15 protein-coding genes are annotated in these 18,299 nt (G+C 32.3%); all 15 read right to left on the bottom strand.

All coding sequences use genetic code 11. From position 1 onward, the window contains the following. Position 1: 1 nt before the first annotated feature. The 15 genes from fabG to lpxD all read right to left on the bottom strand — a co-directional run bounded on the left by fabG (position 2) and on the right by lpxD (position 18,284). Positions 2 to 748 carry a 3-oxoacyl-[acyl-carrier-protein] reductase gene (gene fabG / locus QMG60_RS15960; protein WP_057119779.1) on the bottom strand — a complete coding sequence of 249 codons (747 nt, stop codon included), beginning with the start codon at positions 746 to 748 and terminating at the stop codon, positions 2 to 4. 555 nt (positions 749 to 1,303) lie between these two features. After that, positions 1,304 to 2,665, bottom strand: a complete 1,362-nt coding sequence (locus QMG60_RS15955; protein ID WP_134141320.1) for a DUF4302 domain-containing protein — start codon at positions 2,663 to 2,665, stop codon at positions 1,304 to 1,306. 37 nt (positions 2,666 to 2,702) lie between these two features. Beyond that, positions 2,703 to 3,563 carry a putative zinc-binding metallopeptidase gene (locus tag QMG60_RS15950; protein WP_057118021.1) on the bottom strand — a complete coding sequence of 287 codons (861 nt, stop codon included), beginning with the start codon at positions 3,561 to 3,563 and terminating at the stop codon, positions 2,703 to 2,705. Positions 3,564 to 3,581: 18 nt separating this feature from the next. After that, a complete protein-coding gene (locus tag QMG60_RS15945; RefSeq protein WP_281865618.1) occupies positions 3,582 to 5,060 on the bottom strand; it encodes a RagB/SusD family nutrient uptake outer membrane protein in 1,479 nt (492 codons plus the stop codon). A gap of 11 nt (positions 5,061 to 5,071) precedes the next feature. Then, positions 5,072 to 8,776: a SusC/RagA family TonB-linked outer membrane protein gene (locus QMG60_RS15940; RefSeq protein ID WP_281865617.1), complete on the bottom strand. Its 3,705-nt coding sequence runs from the start codon at positions 8,774 to 8,776 to the stop codon at positions 5,072 to 5,074. Between the two features lie 228 nt (positions 8,777 to 9,004). Beyond that, positions 9,005 to 10,120 (bottom strand): FecR family protein, encoded by a 1,116-nt coding sequence (locus tag QMG60_RS15935; protein ID WP_281865616.1) that lies wholly within the window; start codon positions 10,118 to 10,120, stop codon positions 9,005 to 9,007. Positions 10,121 to 10,210: 90 nt separating this feature from the next. Further along, complete coding sequence (locus QMG60_RS15930; protein WP_057118025.1) at positions 10,211 to 10,816, bottom strand: sigma-70 family RNA polymerase sigma factor; 606 nt, start codon at positions 10,814 to 10,816, stop codon at positions 10,211 to 10,213. Between the two features lie 553 nt (positions 10,817 to 11,369). Continuing rightward, on the bottom strand, positions 11,370 to 11,798 hold the full coding sequence (locus QMG60_RS15925) for a hypothetical protein (protein WP_281865615.1): 429 nt from the start codon (positions 11,796 to 11,798) through the stop codon (positions 11,370 to 11,372). Between the two features lie 163 nt (positions 11,799 to 11,961). After that, positions 11,962 to 12,834: a succinate--CoA ligase subunit alpha gene (gene sucD, locus QMG60_RS15920; protein WP_057118027.1), complete on the bottom strand. Its 873-nt coding sequence runs from the start codon at positions 12,832 to 12,834 to the stop codon at positions 11,962 to 11,964. 86 nt (positions 12,835 to 12,920) lie between these two features. Beyond that, on the bottom strand, positions 12,921 to 13,283 hold the full coding sequence (locus QMG60_RS15915; protein ID WP_057118028.1) for a nuclear transport factor 2 family protein: 363 nt from the start codon (positions 13,281 to 13,283) through the stop codon (positions 12,921 to 12,923). 1 nt (position 13,284) lies between these two features. Continuing rightward, positions 13,285 to 14,214 carry a UDP-3-O-(3-hydroxymyristoyl)glucosamine N-acyltransferase gene (locus QMG60_RS15910; protein WP_281865614.1) on the bottom strand — a complete coding sequence of 310 codons (930 nt, stop codon included), beginning with the start codon at positions 14,212 to 14,214 and terminating at the stop codon, positions 13,285 to 13,287. Between the two features lie 122 nt (positions 14,215 to 14,336). After that, positions 14,337 to 14,903 (bottom strand): elongation factor P, encoded by a 567-nt coding sequence (gene efp, locus QMG60_RS15905; RefSeq protein ID WP_057118030.1) that lies wholly within the window; start codon positions 14,901 to 14,903, stop codon positions 14,337 to 14,339. Between the two features lie 96 nt (positions 14,904 to 14,999). Next, positions 15,000 to 15,785, bottom strand: a complete 786-nt coding sequence (lpxA, locus tag QMG60_RS15900) for an acyl-ACP--UDP-N-acetylglucosamine O-acyltransferase (RefSeq protein ID WP_281865613.1) — start codon at positions 15,783 to 15,785, stop codon at positions 15,000 to 15,002. A gap of 74 nt (positions 15,786 to 15,859) precedes the next feature. Beyond that, positions 15,860 to 17,248 (bottom strand): bifunctional UDP-3-O-[3-hydroxymyristoyl] N-acetylglucosamine deacetylase/3-hydroxyacyl-ACP dehydratase, encoded by a 1,389-nt coding sequence (locus QMG60_RS15895; protein ID WP_057119781.1) that lies wholly within the window; start codon positions 17,246 to 17,248, stop codon positions 15,860 to 15,862. Next, positions 17,241 to 18,284, bottom strand: a complete 1,044-nt coding sequence (lpxD, locus tag QMG60_RS15890; RefSeq protein WP_057118032.1) for a UDP-3-O-(3-hydroxymyristoyl)glucosamine N-acyltransferase — start codon at positions 18,282 to 18,284, stop codon at positions 17,241 to 17,243. Before lpxD ends, QMG60_RS15895 begins: the two co-directional genes overlap by 8 nt. Positions 18,285 to 18,299 lie beyond the last annotated feature (15 nt).

The following is an 18,299-nucleotide window of genomic DNA, read 5'->3' as shown; positions in this document are numbered from 1 at the left end:
CTTAGGTTAACATTCCTCCGCAAACATTAAGAACTTGTCCAGTAATATAACCGCTCATGTCTGAAGCTAAGAAAAGACAAGCATTTGCTACATCTTCTGGGCTTCCTCCACGTTTCAACGGAATACCTTCTCTCCATCCTTTTACTACATCTTCAGATAATTTTGCAGTCATTTCAGTTTCAATAAATCCTGGCGCGATTGCGTTGCAGCGAATGTTACGAGAACCTAATTCTAGAGCTACAGATTTAGTAAAACCAATTGCACCAGCTTTAGAAGCGGCATAATTTGTTTGTCCAGCGTTTCCAGAAACTCCAACTACAGAACTAATGTTGATGATTGAACCTGCTCTTTGTTTCAAGAAAGTTTTTTGAATCGCTTTTGTCATATTAAAAACCGATTTCAAGTTTACATCAATTACTTGGTCGAAATCTGCCTCGGACATACGCATTAACAAATTGTCTTTTGTGATTCCGGCATTGTTGATTAAGATATCTACAGTTCCAAAATCTGCTAAAACAGCATCTACAAAAGTTTGAGCCTCATTAAAATCTGCTGCATTAGATTGATAACCTTTTGCTTTAACGCCTAAACTATTTAGTTCTGCTTCTAATGCTTCTGCAGAAGCTGCAGATGAGCTGTATGTAAAAGCAACGTTTGCTCCATGTTTAGCAAAAACTTCAGCAATTCCTTTTCCGATTCCACGGCTTGCACCAGTAATTATTGCAACTTTTCCTTCTAGTAATTTCATATTAAGGTATTCGTTTTTATTTTTTGAAATACAAATATAGATTATTTGGGCGTTTAATAAAATTTGTAATACAAAAATTGGCTTAGATTTTTCTTTCTTCATAAAACAAAAAAACAGCTCAATAAATGAGCTGTTCTCCCAAAATAAAAAAATAAAACTAAAATTCTTATATATGATTTTGCTTTGTTATGGCGAACATAATTATAAGAACTACAGCCATAATCATCATTCTGTTTACTGATTCTGAAAGCTTTTTAATTCTTTCAGCTTTATCATTTTTTCTTTGTTTACTAACATCCAATATAATGTATAGTGTAACCATCGCAATCGATAAATAAAGGTAAGATCTCACATAATCTCTAAAAAATCCTGAAATAGTGAGAAGTAAGATACCCCATAATAAAAAGATTAGATTAAGAGGTGAAATGTATTTTTTCATTATAAATCCAATATTTAAACTCATTAAACAAATAGTTTTTCGTTTCTCCTCTTTATGTTTTATTTAAAAAAGCAGTCCAGTAAACTGGAACTGCTTTTTTTAAGTACAATAAAATTTTATAATTGATAAGTTGTCATTCTAAAGTTACTAGCTGCACTTGTAAAAGTATAAATGGTATTAGAAAATGTAATTCTAAAAGTTTCTTTTTTAACATACAGACCTTTTGAATTGGTTAATTCATTATCTATATCTTTTAAGAAAGCATAATTTGCTGCTGTTGTATTCCAGCCATCATCATTTAAAATTATAGTTTTATTAACTGCATCTTCTGTTGTAGTTAACCAATGAACAATTTGAGCTTTTCCTCCATTAAACTGATACTGAATATATGTCCCGTTGGGTACATTATTAAACACAATTTGAACTCTGGCAATAGATTGATTTGCAGGTAATGTTGCATTTACTTTATCTACAAGTGTTTTAAAATAAGATGAATTTGTTGGAGCTGTATACAAGTTTGCTGCAATGTATCCGAACACCATCTGTGGTTTTCCAACAACTAAGTTTTTATAATCATCAGTAAGAACTAATGGTTTTGCACTATATTTAATAGAAGCGCTTACACCATTTGTTCCAGTTGCTGTAAAACTTCCGTCTGTACTATTGTATACAAAATCTGTTAATTTCTGACCCCCTACTTCTACAGCTGGGCTTACTACAATTCCTGTTGGAGTATATGCAATTCCCATATTGTTTGTAGCTGTAGATCCAGCTTCAATAGAATTTGCAGTTGCAAATCTTGATCTCGTAGCAAAAGCAAAATCATATTGATGTGTAGTTGTTCCGTCATTTGTTTCAAATAATCTAAACAATGGTCTTGTATTTGCACCCACAACGTTAGCAATCATATCAATGTTTTTAGGAAGATCTGTCCAATCCTGAGCAGTTGCTTTTACAAAACGAATTTCTTTAGATGTACCATCACCTGCAGTTCTGTTTGCTTTAAATATAAGCTGTCCATTTTCTTGTCCGTAATATAAAAACTGAAAATCTCCTAAATATCCTTTACCAAGCAAAGCTGGTGTTGGATTAGATTGTGGGCTTGAATCTGATAATAAATGAATTCTGTTTTTAGTTGTAAAAACTAAACTTACAGTACTTCCTAATTGAATATCGTATTCACTTGTGAATTTTGAAGTTGTAGTAGCATCAAAGTCAGATGCCATTTCAACTTTTCCATCAGGAGTAAATTTGAATAAATGAGTAAAGCCTCCAAGTTGTTTATCGTCTGTAAAATAAACCGCTTTCCAGCCATCTGGAGAAGTGAGCAAAACTTCTTGTAATTCGCTTTTTTGAGCATTTAAACGCTCTGTTGGAGTTTTGTCAAACTTTTGTTCAACTTCTGTACTTGTACAAGCTGTCAGCTGCACTATAAGCAATGCAACAACTACATACTTGAATATATTTTTTATTTTCATAATACCTTTTTTTAAGTTTTATAATTGTTGAAACAAATTAATTATTAATTACATAAGTGGTATTCTTTTCTGCTTCATCTCTTAATGCATAAAAGTCCATATTAAAAGCATCTTTAAAATATTGAACTACAATTGCTTCTTTTCTTTGAATATCTGCTCTTGCTTTTGCACTTGTTATACCTGCTAATATTGCAGCGTATTCTGCTTTTGTACTAATTAAAATAATAGATGCAGTTTCTGCAAAATCTTCAACGACATTTGATCTAGCATAGCTTGTAATAAAACCTAACTCTCTAGATGCTGCAGTTGTTTCAAGATGCCACGTTGCAGTATATCCTGAAGGTGTAATTTTTCCCCAAGCCTGCTCATCAAAAGGTTTAGTCTGATTTAAAATATGAACGTATTCGTGTTGAATGGTATGAATAAATTCGGCAACTATTGCACGGTTTTTCTTGTTGATATTATCAACTTCAAAAAGCGTTATTCTTTGCCCGCCTTCAGCAATACCAAGTGTTCTGGTGCCGTTTGAGTTTGAATTTACTCCACCTACCAAAACAATTTCTCGTGGTGCAATTTTTTTAACAAAATCTGCTCCTCCAATTGTTGCATAACTCTGCAGCCAAATTTGTTTAACAATTTCTAATGCCGGCTGTACTTTATCTATTGTTGGAGGGAATAGATATCTTGTATTATCAACCGTATTTTGATTCCATTTATACTGCGCATTAATATTATATGGAACAAGATAATTGGCATCAATCCATTTATCTAAATCTGTTTTAGCTGGCTGGTTGTAATCTAACTGGCTTTCTGTTGGCTGATCTTCATGAGCACAAGCCGTTAAAGCTAAAACCCCAACAAATACTGCTATCTTTTTATATTTATTTACAAATTTCATAATACTTTAAGTTTAGTTTTATCTAGGATTTTTCTCTACTCCATTACTTGATGCACTTAGAGGAATTTGTATTGCTCTACGTTTATCATCTTTCTCTAATACATTTGTTGGCTTATTGAAAGTTTCATGTCTTATAACAATGTTGAAACGTTTTACGTCAAAATATCTAATTCCTTCGTGGATAAAATCTCTTCTTCTAGTTTCAGCAATTGCTTTCACGTAAGAAGTCTGAACTGGTGTCATCTCATAAAAAGGAGTATATTCATCTGCAATAACTGGATATTTGGCTACAACTTTTGCTTCTGTAAGTTTATCTGTTGCGGCATTATAGCCTGTAGTTCTTGTGCCTAAGAAATATTCTAATTCTGTATTTGCTTCTGCAATTCTATTTTTCATTACAAGAGCTTCAATTCTATTTAAATAAAATTCGTCGTAAGATAAAAGTACAGTTCCTAAATATGGCTCTCCAATGTTAGCCGTTAAGTTTGTATATTTAAAATACTCTTTAAACTTTGGCGAGAAAACTGTCATACTACTATTGTATGAATATGTTTTATAAAGCCAGAGTTTTCCATATATATTAGTTGCCTGTCCAAAAATGTCTGGACTTTTGTTCCCTGCTAAATAGAATCTATTTCTGCTTGATGCTCTCGCATAAATTGAATAAGCAGATACTACTAATAAGTTTGCTGGTTCTCCTGCTTTTGCATATTCAATAAATTGCACATTTGGATCTAAAGCTGTAAATGCTAAATAGTTTCTTAATTTTCCAACAGGCTTAGAACCTAATCCTTCAGAAACTTCAAGAACCTTGTCCCAATCTCCTTTTATCAAATAGAAACGGCTTGCAAAGGCATTTGCAGCTTCTTTAGTAAAGTGAAATTTTGGCTCAGAATAATTGTTTCCAACTAATTTAATTCCTTCTTCAAGGTCTTTTTGTATAAAATCGAAAACTTCTTTAACTGTATTTCTAGTATACTTTTTAATTAACACTTCTTCTGGTTCAGTTACATAAGGAATTCCAAGATCTTTATCTGCCGTAGCTGGATTGTATCTTTGAGACCAAAATGAAACTAACATAAAATGCGCATAAGCTCTAGCCAACAAAGCTTCTCCTTTTTGAGGATTTAAACTTGAAGGACTTCCTTGCTCGTTTACAGCCTGAAGCGCTTTGTTTGCATGTGCAATTGCTCGGTAACAAGCATCCCAATAGTTTGCCTGAGTATCAACGTTTGTCTCATTCTGCATTTCCCAATTGTAGTTTTGCTCATTTTTAGGCAAAGTTTCAGCCAATTGCCCATCACCAACGTTATCAGTCATTGTTTCAGCAAAGTCCATATAGGTTCCTCCATTTGGATATGCGTTAACCAAAAGTTCCGATATTTTATCTGCAGTATCTATTTGCGTTCTATTATCTGGAGTTTCTGAAAGGAACTCATCACAGCTGCTAAGAGAAACTACTAATAATAATGAAAGTGCTATTTTTATATTTTTCATAATTAACTTAATTATAATGAAACATTTAAAGTGAATGTATACTGAGAAGTGATTGGAAATGCAACTCCTCCTGTATTACGGAATTCAGGATCTTGGCCGTTTAATTTTTTATCAGAATAAATCAACCAAGGATTAACTGCTGAACCTTTTAATGTAAAAGTGCTTACTCCTAACTTACTCTTGAATTCTTTTGGAAACTCCCAACTCAATGAGATATTTTTCAATCTTACAAAATCACCATCAGCAATTCTAACATCAGAATAATTATAAGTGTTATAGGCTCTTTGTAACATATTTTGTCCACCATAATCTGTAATTAACCTTTTATCTGCAATAACTGGTACATTTGTATAATTTTCGTCACCTGGATTAATCCAACGATTCGTGAAATCTTTTGTAAATACAGTTAAATCATCATACTGGCTGTCATAAATTGGATTTAAACGAACTTTATTTCCTCCTGATCCAACGATGAAAACGTATAATGACCAGTTTTTATAAGTAAATGTATTTGCTAAACCAACTGATTTGTTAGGCTCTATAGATCCTTCGTATTTCAAGTAATTGGTAACATTATCATTATCTTGGAAATTAGCTCCTGTAATGTTATCTGTTTCACCCGGTGCCATAACAAATGTTGGAAGACCTTGGTTATTTAAACCTGTAAATTGATACGAATAAATAGAGTTTCTTGGGTGGCCAATTGCATTCCCTCCGTTACCATCAACTAAATCAAAAGCTGTTGGTTTGTTTTCTAATTTGGTAATTTCTTGATTGAAAACTGAGAAATTAAGTGTCGTTGACCATTTAAAATCACGAGAAACAATGTTTTGAGTAGTTATACCAACTTCAAGACCTTTAGTCTCCATGTTTGCATTATTACCTTGTTTAATTCTTTGACCTCCAATACCTGAAGTAATTACGTAATCAACTAAATCAAATGCTTTACGACGGTAAACATCTGTTACAAACTGAACTCTATTATTAAACATACCTAAGTCAAGTCCAATGTTAGTTTCAAATTGTTTTTCCCAAGTTAAATCTGAATTTTGTAATTGATCGATTTCGATACCAGTTTCTCTGTCATCAAGATTTAAACGGTTAGAAATAAAGCTTTTATAAATAGCCAAAGAGTTTGTTGCTGGACCAGCAGTAGCAGTTAATCCATAAGAACCTCTTAAAGCTAAATTGTTAATCGCTTTTACATTTTTCATGAATTTTTCTTCAGAAACATTCCATTTTCCACTAAAAGTGTAAGTTGGCAGCCAACGAGAAGAGTTACTATTTCCTTGTCTGTTAGAACCATCATAACGTCCTGTTACAGAAGCAGTATAACGACGATCGAATGTATACCCCACTTTACCGAAGAAACCTACAGTACGCTCTCTCTCTTCATTAAATCCGTAATAAGAATTTCCTTCATTAATGATTTTTTCAATTAATCTAGGATCAGTAAATGCTGTAAGACCTCTGTCATATTGAAGTCCGGCTGCTGTAAAATTATCGCTGTTCCTATCCACAGAACGTAATTCTGTACCAAAGAAACCTTCTAATTCATGCTTTTCAGCAAAAGTATTTCTATAAGTAACACTGTTTCTAATGTTATAAGAAGTCATGTCATTTGTAAACTTTCTCAAGAAACCTCCGTTAGGTAAAACAGAAACCGCTGGAGCAGTTAAATCATTAGGATCTTTGTATAAAAAGATATTTGCATCTCTTACAATTGTTGTTTCCATTGCATTGTAAGCACCAACAACGTTAGATCCTTCTAAAATTTTATGCTCTCTGCTTGTGTTTGCATAACGAGCAGATCCTGTTAAGTTATAAGTTAAATGCGGTGTAATTTTATAATCTAAATCTAATTGGAAACGAATATCTTTTACTTGAATATCTAAATAGTTAGTTTTCAATTCGTTGATAATATTCATTGGAGCCCAGTTATTTCTATAGTACTCTAAATTTCCATTTTCATCATAAGGTCTTAAAGTTCTGCTTGTATTTAAAACATAGCTAAAAGGGTTGATATCGAAATCTCTAGTAACCTTACCAAATACTTGATCTTTTTGACTTTCATAAGTTCCAGGAGCTCCCTGATCTCTAATAGAAGCCAAAGTAGATAATGTCAGGTTTAATCTGTCATTGATATAGAAAGTTCCTTTAATATTAGATGATAATTGTTTTACATCATCAGCAATAGTCCATCCTGGATCTGTATAGTATCCTAAAGAGGCATAAAATGTATTGTTTTTTCCACCTCCAGAAAAACTCAAAGAGTGATTTTGTGTAATAGATGGTCTAAATAAAACCTTAAACCAATCAGTATTGGCTAATTCATATTTTCTTAAGAAATTATTACGGCTTACAGGATCGTTATTTACTAAATATCCTCCAGTTTCTGGAACATAAGTATTAATTGCTCTTCCAAGAATATTATAAACTCCACCGTATCTTCCTTGAACAGTCGAAGGTAAATCTAAGAAACCTTTAGATTCCATTTCTTTAAAAATACTCATTGACTCTTGAGAATTCAAAATATCATATTGCGTATAACTTGGCACACTTCTTACTGTCTGCTCTAAGCTATAGGCTACTTTTAATGGAGAATCTCTACGACCTTGTTTTGTAGTAACAACTACAACTCCGTTTAATGATCTTGAACCATAGATTGAAGTAGCGGATGCATCTTTAAGAATTTCAATACTTTGAATATCGTTTGCATTTAATCCTGCAACAGAAGAGCTTAATAAAGTTTCTGAATTTCCAGAAGCCAAATCAGCAAAAGTAATATTGATAATATCTTCTTGAACAACACCATCAATTACCCATAAAGGTTTTGTATCTCCAAAAATTGAAGAAGATCCACGAACTGTAATTTTCGGAGCAGTACCAAAAGTACCTGTAACGTTTTGTACTGTAACCCCAGCAGCTTTTCCTTCAATCATTCTACTCACATCTACTACTCCATCAACTTTTAATTCAGCTCCAGAAATTTTACTGATCGCTCCAGTAAAAGTTCTTTTTGAAGTTTTTTCATATCCAGTTGTAATTACAACTTCTTGAAGATTTTGTCCTGCTTCTGTTAAAACAATAGTTGGTGTAGTATTTTCTATACCAATTTCTTTAGTTTCCATTCCAACGTAAGAAATAACAATACGGTTTACATTTGCCGGCATTTCGATAATGAAATTTCCATCAAAATCAGTTAAAACTGCAGTCTTTGTTCCTTTAGCCATAACTGTAGCTCCAGGAAGCGGACTTCCAGTTTGGTCTGTAACTTTTCCTTTAATAATTGGTCCAAAAGTCAAAAGTTCAAATAAAGAATCATGATTATTTGCAGTTGAGAAAGAGCCAACTGAATTTTTCTGAAGCACAATTTGATTGCTCACTTCAGAAAAAGTAATATTAAAAGGTACTAGTATTCTGCTTAAAACACTAGACAAAGTTTCTTGATTTGCCTCTACACTCACTTTTTGAGAAAGTTGAGGAAGTCTAGAATTATAAGAAAATTTTACATGAGCAGACTTTTCAATTTTAGATAAGGCATTGTCTAAAGTTAGATTTTCGACTGTAATTGTAACTTTAGTATCTAATTTTTTCTGCCCATTTACATTATTTGCCATCGTAACACTTGAAAATATAAGTGCTAACACAAACTGAAACAGCGTTATTTTCATGATTTGGTGAAGTAATCGTTGCTTGACAACAGGTTTTTTCATAATTTTGGTTTGTTTTGATTAATACTATTCGAGTGTATTTTAAGAAACATCATAAATTACTCTTTACAGAGAGTGATTTACTTAATTTAAAGTGTCGACAATGTTACAGCATTTCGGCACTTTTTTTATGTATTTATTTTTTACATAGGCAGTTAAAGATTTTTTTTAGTTTCGACAATCAGTTTATTTTGGTTTTTTCATCTATATTATTAATTGAATTTCAACCTTCTAGTTACAGCCAGAAGTAGTAATCAAAATTTGGTTTCCATTCATTTCGTAGTTAGTATCATTGCCAATACTTTTACAAATAATTTTTAACTTTTCGGCTAACGGCTGATCACTTAACGAGGTTGTTAAACGGCAGTCTTTTAATTTATCTTGAGGAAAATCAATATCTACTAAATACGCCTGTTCAATTGTTTCTAAAATTTGAGCTACTGGAATATCAGTAAACTCAAAACTCAACTGTTCAATATTTGTAGCACTATTAACTAAAACTGGATCGGCAGTAATATTTGTAATCTTATTGAAAACAAAGTCTTTACGAGCAAAACGAACTGCTTGATTAGGAAGTAAAACAATTTCTTGATTTTCAGGAGCGTGAACTAAGTCATTTGATTTTACCCTTACTTTACCGGTGCGAACTAGAACTTCAACATTTTGCTGATCTGGATAAGCCTTGATTCTAAAACTTGTACCGACAACTCGAGTCACAATTTCGTTAGCATAAACAAAAAAAGGCTTTTTAGGATTTTTACTAATTTCAAAGAAACCTTCGCCGGATAAATACACCTTTCTTTCGTTTCCGGTAAAGATTTTAGGGTAACTTAATTTACTATTTGGTTGTAGCAATACCGAACTTCCATCTGATAGAGTAATGGTTTGAGATTTTTCGGTATTATTAGTTTGTTCTACTAGACCTTCGCTATTCTCTTCTACTAATTCTTTATAAGTGATTTCATTATCATTTGACAAAACATCACCTTTAAAGAACCAAACAGAAAATATACCTGCTAAAATTGCTGCTGCGACACCGCTAAACCAGTATCGCTGAATTTTAAGTTTTCTAGTTTTTAGAGTATTTCGAGAAAGTTCTTCTCTTTGTTCAATTTTAAACCAAGTTTTCTGTAAAGATTCATGGACCTGATGTGAAGATAATTTAGAATCTGGAACTTTCATTGCCAGCAGCAAAAGCCTTGCATCTTCAACAAGTTTGGCTCTTTGGAGATTTTCTAAAGTCCATTCTTCCCAGCCTTGTTCATCAACTTTAGATAAAATCCATAATTGAAAAGATTCATCAGCTAAGAAGTCTTCTATTTCGGTATAATTGTTACGTTTTTGCATCTTACTATTAAGGTTACAAAAACATAGAGGACAGTTTTTTTATTATATACTCACCTATTTAAGATTTTTTTTTGATTTTCTGTTAAAAAATTAAAAAAGCCCTGAGGATATAAGGACTAGAAGCGGAATACTTCCTTTCCATTCTTTACGAAGACTTAATAACCCGCGATGCAGTAAGTTATTTGCAGATTGATAATTAACATCCAGTAGATCTGCGATTTGATCGACACTCAATCCTTGATGATAACGAAGGTATAAGGCTTCTTTTTGGCGGCCAGGTAAATCGTTAAGCAATTTATTTAAATGCAAAACACGTTCAGCAGTAACTTCATCTTCTACTAAATCATTTTCTATAGAAAAATCAAAAAGGAATTCTAAAACATCTGTAGTAGTTGTTTTTCTAAAAACATGATCTCTTTCGTGCAAACGCGCAATTCTCTTTCTAACACTAGAAAGCAGATAAGCTTTTACTATTACATTATCTTGCAATGAATTACGATAAAGCCAAATATCAGCAAAAACATCTTGAATACAATCTTGTACTTTTTCTTCAAATGGACAAAGAGAATTTCCATAACCAATTAAATCTCTATAATATTTTTCAAAAAGTAAAGAGAATGATCTTTCATCACCATTTTTTAAATTATTCCAAAGAATAAAATCATCTAACGCTTTGTTTTTTAAAATGTGGCTCATATTGCATAAAACTTTTGAGGCGTAAAAATCAAAATCATTTAAGAAGAGTAATTTTTCTTAAAATAAAACGAATTAATACAAGGATTAAAGTTTTTAAAATTTTCAATTCTTTAAATAAAAATCTCCTAGAACAAACGCCCTTAGTTAACATAAATTAAACAAGAGTTTTACATTGAAATCATGATTTAATTCATACAAAAAGAATCAAATTTTAACATTATTTTTTGTTTTTGTGTGATAAATATAGAAAAGCAAATAATTAAAACCCAATAATTATCTAAAAAAAGAAGCTTTTTCTAAATTTATCAGTATTTGCGGTATTTTTTTTACTTAATCTTAAATTTACAGTAATTTAAATTTTAATTAACCAAAACACACGCTTGAGTTTTTGGCTGAGTAGCCGTTTGAAGCCATTTAAATTACTCTTACAAAAATGAGCTATTAAAAATTGAAAATTAGCCAAAAATTTAAAACTCACTTTTTGTTTGATTCCATAAAAAAAGCCTTACTACTTTTAGTAAGGCTTTGAGCAATTTATTCTATTCTAAAAATCTTAGAATGCTACATTCCATCTTGGTAATTTAGCATTTTCGTCTAAGAAATTTTGCAAAACTTGACCTTCAACAGCAGTTGGAATTGCTTTTGCATCAGCATTAAAAGTTTCAAACCAAACAACTTCAAGAGCTTCAATGTTTTCTAATTTCATTTGAGCAGGCCAAGAATATTTTCTTCCTGTTTTTGCAAATTGATGACCGTTTACGATTTTATCGTATAGTCCGCCATTTTTACTTTTTAAAGTTCCATCATTCTGAACAGTTCCTGTTGAACCAACCATAATTAGTTCTTTTGCATCTCCTTCAACAGCATACACAACAAAAACTCCAGCACTTCCTTCAGGAGCGTTACAAACTTGTTCTAAGCTATCTTCAATTGTAAAAGTAAAACTATCAGTTACTTTAAATTTTTCTAATTCTTTATACATATTTCTTTTTTAAGCTTCTAAGGTACTGAGGTTCTAAGATGCTAAGTTATTTCTATTTATACCTCAGTATTTTAAAATGTAAAAAAGTCTCAACAAAATATTGAGACTTTTTTGGAATTTATTATTTTATCGCGTCCCGAAGTTTCGGGATCGAGATTGGATACTATCCAAGTACTTCTTTTACTTTTTTACCAATTTCAGCTGGCGAATCAACAACGTGAATTCCGTTGTCTCTCATGATTTGTTTTTTAGCAGCAGCAGTATCATCAGAACCACCAACAATAGCACCTGCGTGACCCATTGTTCTACCAGCAGGAGCAGTTTCTCCAGCGATAAATCCAATAACTGGTTTACGGTTACCATCAGCTTTTACCCATCTAGCAGCATCAGCTTCTAATTGACCTCCAATTTCACCAATCATAATGATTGCTTCAGTTTCTGGATCGTTCATTAATAATTCTACAGCTTCTTTAGTAGTAGTTCCAATAATTGGATCTCCACCAATACCAATTGCTGTAGTGATTCCTAAACCTTGTTTTACAACTTGGTCAGCAGCTTCATAAGTTAAAGTTCCAGATTTAGAAACAATACCAACAGTTCCTTTTTTGAAAACGAAACCTGGCATAATACCAACTTTAGCTTCACCTGGAGTAATTACACCTGGGCAGTTTGGACCAATTAATCTTGAATTTCTTTCTTTAACATAATTATTTGCTTTAATCATATCTGCTACAGGAATTCCTTCTGTAATAGCAATAATTACTTTAATTCCAGCATCAGCAGCTTCCATAATTGCATCAGCAGCAAAAGCCGGCGGAACAAAAATGATAGAAGTATCAGCACCAGCTTGATCAACAGCGTCTTTTACTGTATTAAAAACTGGACGGTCTAAATGGCTGGTACCACCTTTTCCTGGAGTAACACCTCCAACAACATTAGTACCATACTCAATCATTTGAGAAGCGTGGAAAGTTCCTTCGCTTCCTGTAAATCCCTGAACAATTATTTTGGAATCTTTATTAACTAAAACACTCATGATATATATTTTATGTAGTTTTTAAATTTGTGTTGCAAAAATAAGGTTTTGTAATGTATTTTGCCTCTTTTATTGTCAAAAAAATATTAAGAAAATTGACTCATTTGATAACCTCTATAAAGTTTATCATCTTTAATCTGCCAAATTGTAGAAAAATGTGCTAAAAGCATTTCTTCTCTCGGATTCTCTATAGTTTTCACAAAATGAGAATAACGTACTGATACTAAATCATCTTCACTAATAATATGACTAATTCTAACTTTAGATCGTACATATGCACGACTAAGCTCATTGGCCATTTCTAGTATCGAATTATAATCCATCTCAATGAAACCTTTACTGCTGTTCCATTCAAGAATAACATCAGGATGCAGATATGTTTTTAAAATTTCGCTATCAATTAAGGCATCTGACTTATAAAATTTCTGAACAAATTCTTTAATAGACATATTACTTCAATTTACTTAAAATTTCAGGAATCTTCTTGATATTGGCTAATTGTTTCAATTTTTCTCTAGATTCTTCAATTGGAGTACCAAAGTATGATTTTCCGCCTTCAACTGATTTAGTTACACCAGTCTGACCCATTACTACAGCTTTTGTACCAATTGTAATACCACTAGTGGTTCCTACTTGCCCCCACATTGTTACTTCATCTTCAATAATAACACAACCAGCAATACCAGTTTGTGAGGCAATTAAACATTTTTTTCCGATAACAGTATCATGTCCAACATGCACTTGATTATCTAGTTTTGTTCCAGCTCCAATTGTTGTATCTCCTGTAACACCTTTATCAATTGTACAAAGCGCACCAATACCAACATTATCTTCAATAACTACTCTTCCGCCAGAAACTAATTGGTCAAAACCTTCTGGGCGTTTCTTGTAATAAAAAGCATCAGCACCTAAAATAGTTCCTGCGTGAATAATTACGTTATCACCAATAATCGTGTGATCGTAAATAGAAACATTAGAGTGAATTAGGCAGTTTTTTCCAATTTTAACATGGTTGCCAACAAAACTATTGGGCTGAATTATAGTTCCCTCTCCTATTTCTGCAGATGGTGCTATTGCTACATTTGCAAATTGAAAAGGTTTAAAATGTTTCGTTAAAATATTAAAATCTCTAAACGGATCATCAGAAATTAAAAGCGCTTTACCTTCTGGACATTCTACTTCTTTATTTATCAAAACAATTGTAGCAGCCGACTGCAAAGCTTTATCGTAATATTTTGGATGGTCAACAAATACTATATCACCAGGTTCTACAACATGTATTTCGTTCATGCCTAAAACTTGAAAGTCTTTGTCGCCAATAAATTTGCAGTTAAGCAAATTTGCAATTTCTTGTAAAGAATGACTCTTTGGAAATTTCATATATTATAATTAGAAAATTTGTCAATTAGAAAATGAGTCAATTAGAATATGAATATACAAAAATTATGTCGATTCATAAATTATCTAATTGACTCATTGTCAAATTTATCTTAATTAAAAAACTACTCTTTTACACGCTCCATGTATGAACCTGAAGCTGTATCAATTTTAATTTTGTCACCTTCATTGATAAATAAAGGAACGTTGATGTTTGCACCTGTTTCTACTGTTGCAGATTTAGTTGCGTTTGTAGCAGTATTACCTTTTACACCTGGCTCAGCATAAGTAACTTCAAGAATTACAGATGTTGGCATATCAACAGACAAAGGTAAATCAGTTTCAGTATTAATCTGAACCATTACATTTGTTCCTTCTTTTAATAATCCAGGAGCATCTAAAATATTTTTGTTTAATGAAATCTGCTCAAAAGTTTCAGCATTCATAAAGTGAAATTCATCTCCTTCAGCATATAAAAATTGAAATGTATGTGTTTCTACACGAACATCTTCGATTTTATGACCTGCAGAAAATGTATTATCTAATACTTTTCCTGTTGTTAAACTTTTAAGTTTTGTTCTTACGAAAGCTGGACCTTTTCCAGGTTTTACGTGAAGAAATTCAATAATTTTATAGATATCGTGATTAAATTTAATACACAATCCGTTTCTAATATCTGATGTAGATGCCATTTGTTTTTATTTTATTTATTTTTTGTTGAATCGTTAAACCGTTTAACTGTTTTTTCGATTAAACGATTAAACAAATAAACAATTAAACTTTTTATTTTAATAGTTACCTGAATAACCTTTCATAATTCCTCGAGACGAATTTCTAATAAAATCAAGAATTTCATCTCTTTCAGGAGTCGCTTCCATTTCAGCTTCAATAATACTCAAAGCTTGTGTTGTATTATAATTCTTTTGGTACAAAATTCTATAGATTTCCTGAATTTCTCTAATTTTTTCAGTACTAAAACCTCTTCTTCTTAAACCAACCGAGTTAATTCCAACATAAGACAAAGGTTCTTTTGCTGCTTTTGTAAAAGGCGGAACGTCTTTTCTAACCAATGATCCACCAGAAATCATTGCGTGATCTCCAATATGAATAAATTGATGAATCGCTGCAAGACCTCCAATAACAGCATGATTACCAACAACTACGTGACCAGCTAAAGCAACACCATTAACAATAATAGCATTATTTCCAATTTCGCAGTCGTGAGCAATATGCGCATAAGCCATTACTAAACAATTGTTTCCAAGTACTGTTTGACCAGATGCAATTGTTCCTCTATTTATAGTTACACATTCTCTAATAGTACAATTATCTCCGATAATTGCAAGAGAATCTTCACCTCCAAATTTTAAATCTTGTGGCACCGCAGAAATTACAGCTCCTGGAAAAATATTGCAATTTTTACCAATTCGAGCTCCTTCCATAATGGTCACATTTGAACCAATCCAAGTACCATCACCAATAACAACATTATTGTGAATTGTTGTAAATGGCTCTATTACAACGTTTTTAGCGATTTTCGCGCCAGGATGAACATATGCTAATGGTTGATTCATCTGTATGTTTTATATTTTTAATTAAAATATTCTAATTTCAGGCAACAAACCTAAACAATAAATTTGATAATTTATTATTGTTTTCTTGCTATTTGTGCCATTAATTCTGCCTCAGTTACTAATTTACCATTTGCATAAGCGTTTGCCTGCATATGGCAAATCCCTCTTCTGATTGGAGAAATCAATTCACATTTAAAAATTAAGGTATCTCCCGGCAACACTTTGTGCTTAAATTTAACGTTATCAATTTTCATGAAGTACGTTAAATAATTCTCAGGATCCGGAACGGTGCTTAATACCAAAATACCACCTGTCTGTGCCATTGCTTCAACAATTAAAACTCCTGGCATTACTGGAGCTTCTGGAAAATGCCCTACGAAGAAATTTTCGTTCATAGTAACATTTTTCAATCCAACCACATGACGATCAGACATTTCTATAATTCTGTCAATTAATAAAAATGGAGGTCTGTGAGGAAGCATCGACATGATTTTATGAATATCCATCAATGGTTCTTGATGCAAATCATAAGTTGGAACATGATTTCTTTGTTCTATTTTGATAATTTTAGCCAGCTTTTTAGCAAACTGAGTATTTACAAAGTGACCTGGTTTATTAGCAATAATTTTTCCTTGAATACGCACGCCAATAAGAGATAAATCTCCAATAACATCAAGCAGTTTGTGTCTTGCTGCCTCATTTGGGTAATGTAAAGTAAGGTTATCTAAAACTCCATTTGGTTTTACAGATATTTCATCCTTACCAAAGGCTTTCTTTAAATTCTCCATTGTAGACTCAGAAATCTCTTTATCTACGTAAACAATTGCGTTATTTAAATCGCCTCCTTTAATAAGTCCGTTTTCTAACAATGATTCTAATTCATGTAAAAAACTAAAAGTTCTAGAACTTGCAATTTCTTGTTTAAAATCTGATAAACTTTTAAGTGTAGCATTTTGAGTTCCTAAAACTTTTGTACCAAAATCTACCATTGTAGTTACTTGGTACTCATCGCTAGGCATAACAAGAATTTCGCTTCCTGTTGCTTCATCTGTAAATGAGATAACTTCTTTTACAACATAAACATTACGGCTTGCATCTTGTTCTTCAATTCCTGCTTTTTCTATTGCTTCAACAAAATATTTTGATGAACCATCCATAATTGGAAGTTCAGAGGCATTCAATTCAATAATAATATTATCCAAATCGCATCCAACAACTGCCGCTAAAACGTGCTCTGGTGTTTGAATTTTTACTCCAAGTTTTTCAAGATTTGTACCTCTTTGAGTATTAACAACATAATTAGCATCAGCCTCAATAACTGGTTGACCTTGCAAATCTACTCTTACAAAAGTGAAACCATTATTAACGGGAGCAGGTTTAAAAGTCATTGTAACTTCTTTTCCAGTATGTAATCCAACTCCTGTTAGCGAAATTTCATTCTTGATGGTCTTCTGTTTAACCATTATTTCCATTTTTTGGGTTTATTATTTGTTTCTTTAATTCTTCAACTTCGGACACAATTTTAGGCAGATTCTTAAAATGAACATACGATTTATTAAAATCTGTGTATCCAAGAGATGGTGTTCCTTGCAGAGTTTCATCATCTTTAATGTTCCTTGCAACTCCAGACTGCGCCTGAAGTCTCACATTATTACCTATAATTAAGTGGCCAGCAATACCAACTTGCCCGCCAATCATACAGCCTTCTCCAATCTTTGTAGAACCTGCAACACCACTTTGAGCAGCAATTACAGTATTTTTACCGATTTCAACATTATGGGCGATCTGGATCTGATTGTCTAGTTTAACTCCTTGTCTAATTATTGTAGAACCAAGAGTTGCTCTATCTATTGTAGTGTTGGCACCAATATCAACATTATCTTCGATAATAACGTTTCCTATCTGAGGTACTTTACTATAAATACCTTCTTCATTTGGTACAAAACCAAAACCATCTGCACCAATAATAGTTCCAGAATGAATGGTACAATTATTACCAATTACTGTTTCTGAGTAAATTTTTGCTCCAGCGAAAATGAATACATTGTCACCAATAACAACGTTATCACCAATAAAACTGTTCGGATAAATTTTTACATTATTACCTAAAACCACATTCTGTCCTACATAGCTAAAGCTTCCTAAATATAAGTTTTCACCATATTTAGTTCCTTCAGACATAAAGGACTGAGGTTCGATACCTGTTTTATTTAATTTTACTTGATTATAGAAATGCAAAAGCTTAGAAAACGCCGCATAAGCATCTTCTACCTTTATTAGTGTAGTCGTAATTTCCTGCTCCGGAACAAAAGTGTCGTTAACAATTGTAACTGTCGCTTTTGTTGTATATATATAGTTGATATACTTTGGATTAGCCAAAAAAGTAAGCGATCCTTCTTCGCCTTCTTCGATTTTAGAAAGTTTAGAAACTTCTGCATTGGGATTCCCAACAACTTCTCCTTCTAAAATTCCTGCTATTTGTTCTGCTGTAAATTTCATCGCGACAAAAATATA

Origin of the sequence: Flavobacterium sp. GSB-24, assembly GCF_027924665.1 — a bacterium.
Taxonomy (GTDB): Bacteria; Bacteroidota; Bacteroidia; order Flavobacteriales; family Flavobacteriaceae; genus Flavobacterium.
The sequence above is the reverse complement of the archived record's forward strand: the minus strand, read 5'-3'. Positions and strand labels throughout refer to the sequence as shown.

What these genes read in the sequence shown, in the direction of transcription:
- QMG60_RS15895 (WP_057119781.1), bottom strand. Translation starts at nt 17,248, where the DNA reads ATGGTTAAACAGAAGACCATCAAGAATGAAATTTCGCTAACAGGAGTT.
- QMG60_RS15940 (WP_281865617.1), bottom strand. Translation starts at nt 8,776, where the DNA reads ATGAAAAAACCTGTTGTCAAGCAACGATTACTTCACCAAATCATGAAA.
- sucD (WP_057118027.1), bottom strand. Translation starts at nt 12,834, where the DNA reads ATGAGTGTTTTAGTTAATAAAGATTCCAAAATAATTGTTCAGGGATTT.
- lpxA (WP_281865613.1), bottom strand. Translation starts at nt 15,785, where the DNA reads ATGAATCAACCATTAGCATATGTTCATCCTGGCGCGAAAATCGCTAAA.
- efp (WP_057118030.1), bottom strand. Translation starts at nt 14,903, where the DNA reads ATGGCATCTACATCAGATATTAGAAACGGATTGTGTATTAAATTTAAT.
- lpxD (WP_057118032.1), bottom strand. Translation starts at nt 18,284, where the DNA reads ATGAAATTTACAGCAGAACAAATAGCAGGAATTTTAGAAGGAGAAGTT.
- QMG60_RS15935 (WP_281865616.1), bottom strand. Translation starts at nt 10,120, where the DNA reads ATGCAAAAACGTAACAATTATACCGAAATAGAAGACTTCTTAGCTGAT.
- QMG60_RS15915 (WP_057118028.1), bottom strand. Translation starts at nt 13,283, where the DNA reads ATGTCTATTAAAGAATTTGTTCAGAAATTTTATAAGTCAGATGCCTTA.
- fabG (WP_057119779.1), bottom strand. Translation starts at nt 748, where the DNA reads ATGAAATTACTAGAAGGAAAAGTTGCAATAATTACTGGTGCAAGCCGT.
- QMG60_RS15930 (WP_057118025.1), bottom strand. Translation starts at nt 10,816, where the DNA reads ATGAGCCACATTTTAAAAAACAAAGCGTTAGATGATTTTATTCTTTGG.
- QMG60_RS15955 (WP_134141320.1), bottom strand. Translation starts at nt 2,665, where the DNA reads ATGAAAATAAAAAATATATTCAAGTATGTAGTTGTTGCATTGCTTATA.
- QMG60_RS15945 (WP_281865618.1), bottom strand. Translation starts at nt 5,060, where the DNA reads ATGAAAAATATAAAAATAGCACTTTCATTATTATTAGTAGTTTCTCTT.
- QMG60_RS15910 (WP_281865614.1), bottom strand. Translation starts at nt 14,214, where the DNA reads ATGAAATTTCCAAAGAGTCATTCTTTACAAGAAATTGCAAATTTGCTT.
- QMG60_RS15950 (WP_057118021.1), bottom strand. Translation starts at nt 3,563, where the DNA reads ATGAAATTTGTAAATAAATATAAAAAGATAGCAGTATTTGTTGGGGTT.
- QMG60_RS15925 (WP_281865615.1), bottom strand. Translation starts at nt 11,798, where the DNA reads ATGTATAAAGAATTAGAAAAATTTAAAGTAACTGATAGTTTTACTTTT.